Source organism: Roseibium sp. R5 (genome assembly GCF_055755305.1).
This window is the reverse complement of record NZ_CM146910.1, coordinates 3,812,099-3,824,748: the sequence shown is the minus strand read 5'-3', so window position 1 is coordinate 3,824,748 and position 12,650 is coordinate 3,812,099. Positions and strand designations below refer to the sequence as shown.

10 protein-coding genes are annotated in these 12,650 nt (G+C 55.5%); 5 read left to right on the top strand and 5 right to left on the bottom strand.

Features of this window, described 5'->3' with window-relative positions; translation table 11 throughout:
- Window positions 1-374 precede the first annotated feature (374 nt).
- Together AC0J4F_RS17880 and AC0J4F_RS17875 are read left to right on the top strand one after the other, a co-directional pair.
- On the top strand, window positions 375-992 hold the full coding sequence (locus AC0J4F_RS17880; protein ID WP_473024215.1) for a hypothetical protein: 618 nt from the start codon (window positions 375-377) through the stop codon (window positions 990-992).
- 87 nt (window positions 993-1,079) lie between these two features.
- Entirely contained in the window at window positions 1,080-1,721 is a 642-nt protein-coding gene (locus tag AC0J4F_RS17875; protein ID WP_133949834.1) for a hypothetical protein, read from the top strand.
- Window positions 1,722-1,837: 116 nt separating this feature from the next.
- On the opposite strand, the gene AC0J4F_RS17870 is transcribed toward AC0J4F_RS17875, so the two are convergent.
- The 3 genes from AC0J4F_RS17870 to uvrA all read right to left on the bottom strand — a co-directional run bounded on the left by AC0J4F_RS17870 (window position 1,838) and on the right by uvrA (window position 5,891).
- Window positions 1,838-1,987 (bottom strand): DUF1127 domain-containing protein, encoded by a 150-nt coding sequence (locus AC0J4F_RS17870; protein ID WP_008194643.1) that lies wholly within the window; start codon window positions 1,985-1,987, stop codon window positions 1,838-1,840.
- 584 nt (window positions 1,988-2,571) lie between these two features.
- Window positions 2,572-2,724, bottom strand: coding sequence for a DUF1127 domain-containing protein (locus AC0J4F_RS17865; RefSeq protein WP_082429181.1), 153 nt, complete (start codon window positions 2,722-2,724; stop codon window positions 2,572-2,574).
- A gap of 239 nt (window positions 2,725-2,963) precedes the next feature.
- Window positions 2,964-5,891 carry an excinuclease ABC subunit UvrA gene (gene uvrA, locus AC0J4F_RS17860; RefSeq protein ID WP_133949832.1) on the bottom strand — a complete coding sequence of 976 codons (2,928 nt, stop codon included), beginning with the start codon at window positions 5,889-5,891 and terminating at the stop codon, window positions 2,964-2,966.
- 504 nt (window positions 5,892-6,395) lie between these two features.
- On the opposite strand from uvrA, the gene AC0J4F_RS17855 reads away from it, so the two are divergent.
- Window positions 6,396-6,947 carry a single-stranded DNA-binding protein gene (locus AC0J4F_RS17855; RefSeq protein ID WP_133949830.1) on the top strand — a complete coding sequence of 184 codons (552 nt, stop codon included), beginning with the start codon at window positions 6,396-6,398 and terminating at the stop codon, window positions 6,945-6,947.
- Between the two features lie 331 nt (window positions 6,948-7,278).
- Window positions 7,279-9,255: a L,D-transpeptidase scaffold domain-containing protein gene (locus AC0J4F_RS17850; protein WP_133949828.1), complete on the top strand. Its 1,977-nt coding sequence runs from the start codon at window positions 7,279-7,281 to the stop codon at window positions 9,253-9,255.
- A gap of 220 nt (window positions 9,256-9,475) precedes the next feature.
- On the opposite strand, the gene AC0J4F_RS17845 is transcribed toward AC0J4F_RS17850, so the two are convergent.
- Window positions 9,476-10,663: a zinc ABC transporter substrate-binding protein gene (locus tag AC0J4F_RS17845; protein WP_473024214.1), complete on the bottom strand. Its 1,188-nt coding sequence runs from the start codon at window positions 10,661-10,663 to the stop codon at window positions 9,476-9,478.
- A 181-nt stretch (window positions 10,664-10,844) separates the two neighbouring features.
- Between AC0J4F_RS17845 and AC0J4F_RS17840 the strand changes: the two genes are divergently transcribed.
- Window positions 10,845-11,690 carry a PaaX family transcriptional regulator C-terminal domain-containing protein gene (locus AC0J4F_RS17840; protein WP_166672734.1) on the top strand — a complete coding sequence of 282 codons (846 nt, stop codon included), beginning with the start codon at window positions 10,845-10,847 and terminating at the stop codon, window positions 11,688-11,690.
- A gap of 35 nt (window positions 11,691-11,725) precedes the next feature.
- On the opposite strand, the gene AC0J4F_RS17835 is transcribed toward AC0J4F_RS17840, so the two are convergent.
- Entirely contained in the window at window positions 11,726-12,631 is a 906-nt protein-coding gene (locus AC0J4F_RS17835; RefSeq protein ID WP_133949822.1) for a GGDEF domain-containing protein, read from the bottom strand.
- Window positions 12,632-12,650: the final 19 nt, after the last annotated feature.

Sequence of the window (12,650 nt, the reverse complement as noted above, 5' to 3'; positions counted from 1 at the left end):
CCTGATTACAGGGAAAACAGATCCATCGCAACGGTCCGGGTAAAGTGGTTCGCAAACACTGTTGAACAGCCGAATGCGATCTTGAAGTCGGCAGGTCCTTGATAGGTAGCCGCGATTTTCGATAGCTAGCCGGCTGATCTTTTATGCGGTGTGACAAGACGTTAAATACTTTTCTGGCAAAGGAAAAATAACGCTACAATAACGCTTGCAGCCTCCCGGCTTATAATGACAGCTTTGTGAAAAGGCGCAAAAAGTGCGCCTCAGCTGTGCGCGGAGGTATCCCTATGTGGAAGGCATCTCGAACCGGAATTGAATCAAATACACCGACAACGTGTCACGCCATAGCCAGCCGTATTCCTATGGAACGATGGTCCATGTTTGGGTTTGGACTGATGATGGCGTCGTTGGTCTTCTTTTTCATGCCTGGACAAGCAAAGGCTGTCGAAATTGAACGCTTTGCCAACCATCTTGTTCTGAGTGGCGAGATTGCGGATTATAGCCCGGGTGCCCTGAACCGGAATTTGGTGGAAGCTCTGCTGGATTTGGCATTGGCCGGTGATCGCAAATTGCCAGTGTATCTGCATCTCAATCTTCCCAAGGGCGGTGATGCTGCGGCCTCTTTTCGTCTGGTTGACATCATAAGATCGGCGCAGGACCAGGGCACCCACGTCGTCGCACAAGTGTCGGCCGGAGACACCTGCATGTCAGGCTGCACCTTCTTGTTCCTTGCCGCAGACGAACGCTGGATGGCCCCTGAGGGTCGGCTGGTGTTCCATGGATTCACCCAAAGGAACGCTGCGCGGCCAGTCCCGGTTCCAGAGCGGTACATTCAGACCTATTACAAGCTTCTTGCCGCCGCCAATCAGACATTCTTCGAGTTCTTCAAAGCCGCAAGAATCATTGAGGATGACCGCAAGGTCGGTTTTACCGGACAGACACTGTTTGACGAGCGCGCATTTGCTGGTTTGGTCACTCGGCTGCTTATGCATTGATTGCTGCAGAAGAATCACCGCAACATCCAAATGAATCAAGTCGCCAGCGTATCCGGCAAGTGAATCATTCTCGTCCGAGGAACGCTGATGACCTCTCCGCTGTCGCCAGTCGGAATCACTGCGGTTGCCGCACTGTTGATAGTCACTGCGTGTGCCAGCCAGTCGACCAGCGAGGCGACCGGCTGGTTTGGCACACATGATGGTGTCCCGCCAAAACCGAATAAGGTTTACATTTGCCACGGATTTGGATGCGCCTACAAAACGCCTGTGGAGTATTCCCGTCAGGATCTGACTCGGCTGCGCGCGATTCTGGCATCCGGCCGGGCGTCGCCAGATGCTGAACGGCAGGCAATTGCAAAGGCGGTTGTCTGGCAAGAGCGCCGCGTTGCCTCAACTGTCGGGTCTCAAGAAGATATCGGTGGTTTTGATATCGAGAATGCTGGCGTTTCCGGTCAAATGGACTGCATCGATGAGAGCACGAACACAACGTCTCTTTTGTTGGTTGCCCAAAGACACAAGATGCTGAGGCATCACCGTGTGAGCTCTCCTGTTGCGCGCGGTTTTTTTCTTGATGGCCGCTATCCTCATGCGACTGCGACAGTCACCGAAAAGAAATCCGGTACGGTCTATGCCGTTGACTCCTGGGTTCATAAAAACGGCAAACGGCCAGATATCATGCCAATCGAGCGTTGGCTGGCCGAGGGTGACCGCTGGTTCCAGAGCTCATAAAAAAACGCCTGCCGGTGGGAGGAGGATCCGGCAAGCGCTTTTTGAGGTCTGCGGGAAACCCGCAGAGGATCACGGTCATTGGCTGGGAGGAGGATGCCTTTGACCGCGAAACTGAATTACTTGATGGCGGCGCGGGCGTAGCGCGCGATGTCCGCACGCGCAATGCCCAGGTCGTCCAGCTCGCGGTTGGACAGGTTGGACAGTTCGTCGTAGGTCCGGCGGTAGCTTTTCCAGTTGTTGAATTTGCGTACAACGTTATCGATCATGGCTCTGGCCTTTTATATCTAGTGGCCATGACACCGCGGATCGGCGACTGGCCCGTTCATCTCGTTACAGCGGGGAAATAGGTGTTTTGTGCGCTGCGAGGTAGAGGGGCAAACGCGAAGCTGATATGCAAAAAATGCAGGTTTATGAAGGGTTAACACCTATTGGGTGGCGTTCAGCGCATAGCGGTGCTGAGCGCTGCGGCACGGCAGTTCGCTGAGCAGCCTCTGGTCATGGCAGCTGTATCGGGGCTGGATTTCCTGCCGCCAAACAAAAGAGCCGGATCTCTTTCGGCTCTCCTCAGTAAGGTCTTATCGAAAACGCGGAAGACATGGCTCAAGGGCATGGAGGCCACAGGACGACCAATCACGCGCAGAAAATGGGGCCTGAGCCACAACGCTTGAGGTTGGGAGAGCGGAATGTGTTTGGGAAAACCGGCCGCCAGACAAACAAACACCCGCCAGTGGGAGGAGGTACTGGCGGGCGTTGTTTCGACGTGACAGGGCTGGGAGGAGGATGCCCTGCGTGTCACACGTCCGTTGGCTGGGAGGAGGAGTGCCTCGGGACGCGATCTCTAAATTTTCAATCAGCCTTCCAGGCTGCGGCGGGCAACAAACTTGATGTCGCCCCGGCTGATGCCGAGATCCTGCAGCTCGCGGCTGGACAGGCTGGAAAGTTCGTCAACCGCGCGGCGGTAGGATTTCCAGTTGTTGTATTTGCGTACAACGGTATCGAACATTTTGTTTTTCCTTATTGGCAGAGGTGTTGTCGCCAACCCGCTGCGCCGTTGTTGAAATCATATATATTTCACCAGCCGAATTTAAAGAAGTGCCGCGTCTGCATGCCTGACATGCATTTTGTGCATTGCAAAAAATGTAATCAGTATAATCGATTTAATCTATCGGAATAATAAGAGAAAACAATTGCTTGAGATTTTATGTTGCGGAGCAATGCAGCTCCGCAACTCAGATTGCTGATTTATTCAGCAGCATCCGGGGCGCGATGCGGTCTGCGGTGTAATAATTCTGCAAGAAACTGGCCTGTGTAGCTCTCTTTGACAGACGCCACATCCTCCGGTCGGCCGGCCGCAACGATCGTACCGCCGCCATCGCCGCCTTCTGGTCCAAGGTCAATGATCCAGTCTGCTGTCTTGATGACTTCCAGATTGTGTTCGATCACCAGAACGGTGTTCCCCTGATCGACCAGTTCGTGAAGCACATCCAGAAGTTTGGCAACATCATGGAAGTGCAAACCGGTGGTCGGTTCATCCAGAATATAGAGTGTTCTGCCGGTGGAGCGTTTCGACAATTCCTTGGCAAGCTTCACCCGCTGCGCTTCACCGCCGGAGAGCGTTGTGGCCTGTTGACCCACCTTTATGTAGCCCAGCCCGACGCGCGCCAGAGTTTCCATCTTGTCGCGCACGGCAGGGACGGCGGAGAAGAAACTTGCGGCTTCTTCAACAGTCATATCTAGGACATCGGCAATGGATTTGCTCTTGAATTCCACTTCCAGGGTTTCCCGATTGTAGCGTTTCCCCTTGCAGACGTCGCACGTAACGTAAACGTCCGGCAGGAAGTGCATTTCAATCTTGATGACACCATCGCCCTGGCAGGCCTCGCATCGGCCGCCCTTGACGTTGAACGAGAACCGGCCAGGCTGATAACCCCGGGCCTTGGCCTCCGGCATTCCGGCAAACCACTCCCGGATCGGGGTGAAGGCCCCTGTATAGGTCGCAGGGTTAGAGCGAGGCGTCCGGCCAATCGGCGACTGGTCGATGTCGATCACCTTGTCCAGAACTTCAAGGCCCTCGATGCGGTCATGCGGTGCCGGATTGTCCCGTGCGCCATTCAAACGGCGAGCAGCCGACTTATAGAGCGTATCAATCAGGAACGTGGATTTGCCGCCACCGGACACACCGGTGACACATGTAAATGTGCTGAGCGGCACGTCGACATCGACGTCTTTCAAGTTGTTGCCACGCGCGCCTTTTACGGAAATCTTGCGCTTCTTGTTGATCTTGCGCCGTTCTGCGGGCAGCGGAATCATTTTTGCGCCGGACAGATACTGACCTGTCAGCGAGTTGCCATTGGTCATGACTTCCTGTGGCGTGCCCTTCGCAACGACCTGGCCGCCATGAACCCCGGCGCCGGGGCCGACATCAACCACATAGTCAGCGGTCAAAACGGCATCCTCGTCATGCTCGACCACAATGACCGTATTGCCGAGATCCCTGAGGTGACGGAGCGTCTCCAGCAGACGGGCGTTGTCGCGCTGATGGAGCCCGATGGAGGGTTCATCGAGAACGTAAAGGACGCCAGTAAGGCCGGAGCCGATCTGCGAGGCGAGACGAATGCGCTGGCTTTCACCGCCGGACAAGGTGCCGGAGGACCGGGCCATTGAAAGGTACTCAAGGCCGACATCGTTCAGAAATTTGAGCCGTTCGCGGATCTCTTTCAAAATACGCCCGGCAATCTCGGTCTGCTTGTCGTTGAGTTTTTCAGGCAGCGCGTCGAACCAGAGTGCGGCTTCCCGGATCGAAAGTTCGGTGATGTGGCCGATGTGCCGGTCTGCGATCTTGACGGCCAGGGCCTCCGGTTTCAGACGGAAACCCTGACACGAGGGGCAGGCGTGATCCGATTGAAAGCGAGCCAGTTCTTCGCGCACCCAGGTCGATTCCGTTTCCCGCCAGCGCCGTTCAATGTTGCCGATGACGCCCTCGAACGGTTTTTCCGTCCGGTAACTACGCACACCATCGTCATAGACGAACTCAATCGCTGTTTTCCCCGTGCCATGCAAAACGGCGTCCTGAACTTCAGGGCCAAGGTCCTTCCAGGGCGTTGCCATCGACACATCATAGTGCCGGCACAGGGCCTCCAGGGTCTGCGTGTAATAAGGCGAAGTTGATCCGGTCTTCGCCCATGGCAAAACCGCGCCTTCCCGCAAAGACAAGGTGTGATCCGGGACAACGAGGTCTTCTTCAAAGGCAAGCGTTGTGCCGAGGCCGTCGCAGGTGGGGCAGGCACCAAACGGGTTGTTGAACGAAAAGAGGCGCGGCTCGATTTCCGGGATTGTGAAGCCGGAAACCGGGCATGCGAATTTTTCGGAGAAGATCATCCGCTTCGGATCACCGTTTTCTTCCGTTTCGCCCGCAAACTCTGCAATGGCAATCCCGTCAGCAAGTTTCAGCGCTGTTTCAAGGGAATCGGCCAAACGGCCCGCGATATCATCGCGCACGACAATCCGGTCCACGACAACGTCGATGTCGTGCTTGAATTTCTTGTCCAGCGCAGGAGCCTCGGAAATCTCGTAGAAGGTGCCGTCAATCTTGACCCGTTGAAAGCCTTTTTTCATCAGCTCCGCAAGTTCCTTGCGGTATTCCCCTTTGCGGCCGCGAACCATCGGCGCGAGCAGATAGAGTCGGCTGCCTTCGTCCAGATCCATGATCCGGTCCACCATCTGACTGACGGTCTGGCTTTCAATCGGCAGGCCGGTCGCCGGTGAGTAGGGGATCCCGACACGGGCGAACAGGAGACGCATGTAGTCGTAGATCTCGGTGACCGTGCCGACGGTGGAGCGCGGGTTGCGGGAGGTAGTCTTCTGTTCAATGGAGATCGCCGGGGACAGACCATCTATCTGGTCGACGTCCGGCTTTTGCATCATTTCCAGAAACTGACGGGCGTAAGCGCTCAGGCTTTCCACATAACGCCTCTGGCCTTCTGCATAGATCGTATCGAAGGCAAGGGAAGACTTGCCCGAGCCCGACAATCCGGTCATCACGATCAACTTGTTGCGTGGCAGATCGAGATCGACGTTTTTCAGATTGTGTTCACGGGCACCGCGGACGCTGAGCACCTTGGTTGGGTCGTTCTTCCAGCTGTCGGTGTCAGGGGCCTTCGGCGTCGTCATATTACGTGTCTTTCTGGTCTTGTGCAGGCCGCCCAATCTGGGCTCATGAATGAATTTGGTCCGGCTAAGCGGGCAGGGCGGGCCACTCGGACCCGATATAGCAGTTTCCAGTTGGGCTTCCAGATGGGCATTTGCGGAAAATGCTGTTGAAGGTCACCAGGAGACCAAAAAGGGGCCTGCGGAAATTGCGCCAAGGATACGAAACTGATAAGAACAAAACAAGTACATATATGCCGAATGCAGACCAATTTGCGAAATGGGATCTGGCGCGGCTGGATTGCCCTGGTTCTATCGAAGCTTTGGCAAGTGTGCAGATGCGGTGCATTCGGGAACCGGTAAGTGCTCAACATTGTGGAAAATGGGGGGCATGCGGAAAAAGTGGCGGCGATCAAGCGAGGAGATCGTTAGGGTGTGGCCCAACAAAGCTGCGCCGCGTCAGGGCGTCAAACCGTGCTGCTGCCAAAAAAGCTGGGCCGGAAGCAAAAAGACAAACAGGAGCTGAGTATGGCGGGAAGTGTCAACAAAGTCATTTTGGTTGGGAACCTTGGAGCGGATCCGGAAATCCGGCGCACCCAGGATGGCCGGCCGATTGCCAATCTGCGGATTGCAACATCCGAATCCTGGCGGGACCGCAATTCCGGCGAGCGCCGCGAAAAAACCGAATGGCACCGTGTGGTCATCTTCAATGAAGGCCTATGCAAGGTGGCGGAAAACTATCTTCGCAAAGGCTCCAAGGTCTACCTGGAAGGGCAGCTGCAAACCCGTAAATGGCAGGACCAATCCGGGCAGGACCGGTATTCGACCGAAGTCGTGCTGCAAGGGTTCAACTCCAATCTGACGATGCTTGACGGACGCGGCGAAGGCGGCGGTCAGCCCGGCGGATTGCCGGACTACGGCAATGACCAGGGCGGCGGCGGATTTGGCGGCGGGTCTTCCGGTGGCGGTGGCGGCAGCTTCGGCGGCGGCGGCGGTTACGGCGGTGGATCTTCTGGCGGCGGATTCGGTGGACCGTCCGGCGGTGGCTCCGGCCCAATGGATGATGAAATACCGTTTTAAGTCATGAAATTTCGCGTCTGGCGTGTGTCGGGATGCCGGCACGCCAGGCGGAGACGTGCAAATACGTCACACTGACGTGAATTGGAAACCCGCACCTTACCTACGCACTTAACCTTACGTATGGGCTTGGTGTAGTATTCTTCTCTAAAATGACACGAAATTGCGGTCCACGCCGGATTCCCGAAAGGGTCGGCTTGAAGACCGTGCGGGTGATCATGGACTGCTCATATTCCCAAGAGCAGCGACCGGATGACCAACGAGGCAGGAACAATGACCAGGGTCTTGGGCGCTCCTGGTTTGTGTTGGACAATTTGAAATACAGGTTTTGACAATGCGAACGAGCATGATGGCACACGGCAAACCGGCCTCCGGCTACAAACTGTCTTTCGGACAAAAAATTGGCGCCGGCCTCAAGGCAGGCTTGATGGCGAGCGTTCTGGCAACGGGTTTCACCGCGCTGCCGGTTGCTGATGCCGAAGCCCAAGGCTTTTTCCAGCGCCTTTTCAATCCTGAAGCCCAGCAACGCCAGCGTCAGCGAGAACTTCAGGAGCAGCGCCGCAAGAAAGCGACCAAGGTTCGTGTGTCTGCCCCGCGGTATCTGACTTACAAGCCGGACACCTTCAAAGCCGTCTCGCTTGCGCCTTTGTCGGAAAAGAAAACCGCGGAAGTCACGCCGTCCACGGCCGACGGCAACGCAGCGTCCATCAATGATGCTGACATCAGCACGTCCACACCTGTTGTTTTGACCCCCTTCGATGAAGCCCGCCCGGCACTGAAAGACATCAAGCTGACGGTGTTGCCGGAAGTCGGCGATGCGCTGATCGCGTTTTACCGGGAGTACCCGGATTTTCTTTGGGTCAAAGATGGCAAACCGACGGCCAAGGCTGCGCAAATGCGCCGTGCTTTGAGAAACGCTGCCGCTTATGGCCTCAACCCGGCAGATTATGTCGTGGCCCTGCCGGCAACCGCCTCGCTGGACGGGGATGACCTTGATGCGGCGGTCATGCAGTTTGAAATGGAGCTGAGTGCAGCCGCGCTAACCTATGTGCTTGATGCGACCCGCGGCCGGGTCGATCCGAACCGGATTTCGCAATATCACGATCTGCCACGGCATGATGTTGATCTTGTCGCCGCGCTGGAAGAGTTTACGGCATCTGGCAATGTGGCGACCGCGCTGGAAGCCCATCAGCCGCAAAGTGATCACTTCAAGAAATTGACCGCTGAGCTGGTTCGTCTCAAGGCCGAAGATGAAGAAGCAGACCAGATCGTGATCGCGCCTGGTACGTTCCTCAAGGCGGGCAAATCCAGCCCGGAAATGAAGAATATCGTTGCTGCAATTTCCAAACATGGCTCTGAGACGCTGAAAACGGACCATGCAGCGACGCTTGCAGCCTATGACGGCTCCGATCTTTACACGCCTGAGCTTGTAGCTCTTGTAAAGAGCTTTCAGAAGGAATCGAAGCTCACGGCAGATGGGATTGTCGGCAAGAACACGATCAAGGCCATGGTCGGTGAGACCAATGCGGCCAAGATCGCCAAGGTCGAGCTTGCAATGGAGCGGAGCCGCTGGCTTCCGGAAGAGCTGGGCGAGCGGAAGGTGTTCATCAACCAGCCGGCGTTCACCGCAACATACTATGAGCCGGGCACTGACCCGATGTCGATGCGCGTTGTCGTCGGCAAGAAGTCCAACCAGACCAACTTCTTCTACGACAAGATCGAGATCGTTGAATACAACCCGTACTGGGGCGTGCCATATTCGATCATCGTCAATGAGATGATACCGAAGCTTGCTGCCAATCCGTCCTATCTGGATCAGGCGGGCTATGAAGTGACGACGCCGGGCGGCCGCAAAGTGTCCTCCGCGTCAGTCGACTGGTATGCGGTCGCCAACAAACAAAAGTCGATCAATGTGCGCCAGTATCCGGGCCGCTCCAATGCGCTTGGCGAGGTGAAAATCCTGTTCCCGAACAGGCATCACATCTACATGCATGACACGCCGTCAAAGAGCCTGTTCAACAAGGATACGCGCGCATTCAGCCACGGCTGTATCCGTTTGCATGATCCAAAGGGCATGGCAGCGGCAGTTCTTGGAAAATCGACGGATTATGTGTCCTCTCGGATTGCTGCGGGTCAGAACGCCCAGGAAAAGGTGACCGGTGATATCCCGGTCTACGTGTCTTATTTCACGGCATGGCCGGAAGCTGACGGCTCGATCGGGTTCTACACGGACGTTTATGACCGCGACCGTTACCTGCTGAAGGCGCTGGAGAAAACCGAAGAGGTTCGTGCCAAGGCCCGCGCTTCTTGAGACTGGTTCCCGTAAAAAATGAAAAGCCCGCCGAGTGTATCGGCGGGCTTTTTGCTGGACGAGTGCAGTTGGCTGAGGTCGTCGTTTCAGCTGTGCCACCCGGGATCTAATCGGGCAAGAAAAAGCGCCCGGTCTTCATAGCCGAACGGCTGCCGGCCTCATTTGTCGATCCAGCTGGCTGAGCCCGCCTGGTGGGCGAAAGCGGGCCCAGAATTGTCAATCAAGACTTGAGGCAATCCGCCAGAGAGTCTGCCAGGCTTGTCAGCAGAGCCGGGTAAAGGTCCCGGCCGTTCGCAAGCTCAGTGCCAAGCGGATCCAAAACGCCGACTTTCGCATCGCTGCCCTCGATCACGACGTTTACCAGCTTGGAATCGAATTGCGGTTCCTGGAAAACGCAGACAACGTTCTGGTCACGAACACGGGATTGAATGTCCGCGACTTGTTCAGCGCTTGCCAAAGCCTCTGGCGTCACTGTGATCGCACCGCTGGCTTCGATGCCGTAGTGGTGTTCAAAGTGATGATAGGCGTCATGGAACACGATGAATTTCTGACCTTTCACCGGTTCCAACTTGGCGGAAATCTCTGCTTCCAGGCCAGAAACCTTCTCAGCAAAAGCCTTGGCGTTTGCCTTGTAGGTATCGGTGTTGGCTGGATCAACTTCTGACAATGTGGTGGCCATCGCATTGGCAATCGCAATGCCGTTTTCCGGGTTCAGCCAGATATGTGGATCGTTGCCGCCGGCATGATCGTGCCCATGGTCATGCCCGTGATCATCATGTTCGGCATGCTCTTCTTCATGCACGTGTTCGTCATGATCATGTGCATGTTCTTTGTCGTGATCATGGTCATGCCCATGATCATCGTGCGCAGCATGCTCTTCATGGTCATGATCATCGTGGCCGTGATCATGCTTTTCAGCCGTCTTGTCATGATCGTGGTCATGATCATTGTGTGCGTGGTCGTCGTGCCCGTGATCCGCGTGATCGTCATGACCATGATCGTCATGGTCGCCATGATCATGGCTGTCGAATTGGTCACCCTCACGCCATTTCAGCTGTTCAATACCCTCGACATCAAGAAGTTCGACGCGGGCAGCTTTGTCCGCCATCGATGAGATGGGCTTTTCCAGCGAAGAAGTTAATTCAGGACCAACCCAGAACACGACATCGGCCCCTTCAAGGAGAAAGGCCTGGGAAGGTTTCAGAGCAAACCCGTGGGGAGAGGCTGCACCGTCAATCAGGATGTGCGGTGTGCCAACACCTTCCATAACAGCGGCTGCGATAGAATGAACCGGCTTGATCGTGGTCACGACATTTGGTCCATCCGCAAACGCAGGAGCCGACAAGGCAGACCCGGCAAGCACGGTCGAGGCAGCAAGAGCAAGGCGAAGTTTTCGGGCGTTTTGCATGGCGGTTTATTCGGTCATCCAGAGGAACAGGGAAATTGATCTCATGTTACTTTGTAACATGTAACGGTATAACGTTCATGGATTTGGCGTGCAAGCGATGACTTTCACTGGTTCAGGCGGATTGCTTGGAATGCCGCGCTGTCAGGTCTATGGTGGCGCCTCTCAGACAAACGACCAATCAATGACTTCACAAGCGCCAACTCTTCTCCCGAAACTCCTAACATCTTATCCGCCCAAAGCCGGGCCTTTGATCGTCACCATCTATGGTGACATCGTGGAACCGCGCGGTGGCACTTTGTGGATGGGTGATCTGATCACGCTGTGCGGACAGTTTGGCGTCAATGAGTCGTTGGTGCGGACGGCCGTATCCCGCCTGGTCGCAAGGGGGCAGCTTGAAGGCGAGCGCAATGGGCGGCGCAGTTACTACCGGCTCACCGATGCCGCGGGAATAGAGTTCCAGTCAGCATCGGAACAGATTTTCGGTCCGCCGGACACCGACTGCGGTTTGTTGTTCATCGTCCAACCGGACCGAACGGATCACCAATGTCTCGTCGATCAAGGTTTTGGGGCCGTTTCCGAAACACTGTTTGTTGGAGCAGACCGGCCAACCAGGGTTCCATCAGGCGCCTGTTTCAAGGCGTGTCCTGATCAACGAAGCACAAAAGAAGTTGCCGAGATGCTCAACAAAGTTTTCGGACTGGAGCAATTGGCAGGTAGGTACGGGTCTTTTTTTGAAAAATTTCAGGCGATGGACTGCGTTGGTTTGTCGGGTTTGGAGGCCGTCACCATAAGGCTTGCCATGGTTCATGAATTCAGAGCCATCCGGCTGAAAGACCCCCGGCTTCCGCCGTCAGTCTTGCCGGAAAATTGGGATGGCTTCACTGCGCGCCGATTGTTCGCAAACCGGTATCTTGAACTGTCAGAAACGGCCGATCCTTTCATTGGAGCAAGCCTGACAGGGCAGGGCGGAGCTCTTGAGGGTAGGACCGGGCCGATCCTCAAACGGATTTCTGATCTACAATCTTGAAACCGCGAAGTTGCGGGAACAGTTTGATTGCCGCACTACATTTGAATGACGAGGCGGTCCCGTCCGGCCTGTTTGGCCTTGTAAAGGAGCCGGTCCACACGCTCCAGAGCCGTGTCGAAATCATCGTCCGGCTCCACAAGGGCCAGACCTGCGGACAGAGTCACGGATCCGATCGTTTGACCTTGTTTCCGGTTGACCAGTTTGTGCTTGGTGACGCCCAAGCGGACCCGCTCAACGACATCCTCGCATTCTGTTTCATCCGCACTGTCGAAGAGGATCGCAAATTCTTCACCGCCATAGCGGCAAAGCACATCCTGACTGCGGATGAGGCTTTTGATGGCGGTCGCAACCAGTTTCAGGACCTGATCGCCGATAATGTGACCGTAGGTGTCGTTGACGTTCTTGAAGTGATCGATGTCCAGTAATGCCAGGAAGTATTTTGGACTGGGGCGTGCTTGTCTTGCGGCAAATTCAGCTTCCAAGTAGCGTCGATTGTAAATGCCGGTGAGCGAATCCGTGAAGATCTCGCTCTGGCTGGCCGCAAGTTCCTGCTCTAGCTTCGCGGTGCGGGAGAGTATTTCGGCCATGTTGTCGGACAAGGCCTTAATGACATCGTCTTTTGTGCTTTTGCGTTTTGCATCCTTGCACAACTCAGCGGATGTTTCGGCGGACGACCGGATCGCATCAAGGTGTCCTTGTGAGCGTTTCATCGACTCGAATTGTTTTTCCGAGCTGACATTTGGCTGCACGAAGTTTTCGTAGACGAAAAGCAACGCTTTGGCCGTCAATCCCTCTTCGCTCGCAATGAGACGTTGAACTTCCCGTGCAACCGGAGAGCCCGGTTCTGTCAGAAAGAGATGCAGGACATGAAAAATACGCGGGTCGCAATTCAGGTCGTGACGATCAATTTCCGACACAACCTGTTCGCACAAAAACGTCATGAGCACGCACACCAGGACA

What these genes read in the sequence shown, in the direction of transcription:
- AC0J4F_RS17880 (WP_473024215.1), top strand. Translation starts at nt 375, where the DNA reads ATGTTTGGGTTTGGACTGATGATGGCGTCGTTGGTCTTCTTTTTCATG.
- AC0J4F_RS17875 (WP_133949834.1), top strand. Translation starts at nt 1,080, where the DNA reads ATGACCTCTCCGCTGTCGCCAGTCGGAATCACTGCGGTTGCCGCACTG.
- AC0J4F_RS17870 (WP_008194643.1), bottom strand. Translation starts at nt 1,987, where the DNA reads ATGATCGATAACGTTGTACGCAAATTCAACAACTGGAAAAGCTACCGC.
- AC0J4F_RS17865 (WP_082429181.1), bottom strand. Translation starts at nt 2,724, where the DNA reads ATGTTCGATACCGTTGTACGCAAATACAACAACTGGAAATCCTACCGC.
- uvrA (WP_133949832.1), bottom strand. Translation starts at nt 5,891, where the DNA reads ATGACGACGCCGAAGGCCCCTGACACCGACAGCTGGAAGAACGACCCA.
- AC0J4F_RS17855 (WP_133949830.1), top strand. Translation starts at nt 6,396, where the DNA reads ATGGCGGGAAGTGTCAACAAAGTCATTTTGGTTGGGAACCTTGGAGCG.
- AC0J4F_RS17850 (WP_133949828.1), top strand. Translation starts at nt 7,279, where the DNA reads ATGCGAACGAGCATGATGGCACACGGCAAACCGGCCTCCGGCTACAAA.
- AC0J4F_RS17845 (WP_473024214.1), bottom strand. Translation starts at nt 10,663, where the DNA reads ATGCAAAACGCCCGAAAACTTCGCCTTGCTCTTGCTGCCTCGACCGTG.
- AC0J4F_RS17840 (WP_166672734.1), top strand. Translation starts at nt 10,845, where the DNA reads ATGACTTCACAAGCGCCAACTCTTCTCCCGAAACTCCTAACATCTTAT.
- AC0J4F_RS17835 (WP_133949822.1), bottom strand. Translation starts at nt 12,631, where the DNA reads ATGACGTTTTTGTGCGAACAGGTTGTGTCGGAAATTGATCGTCACGAC.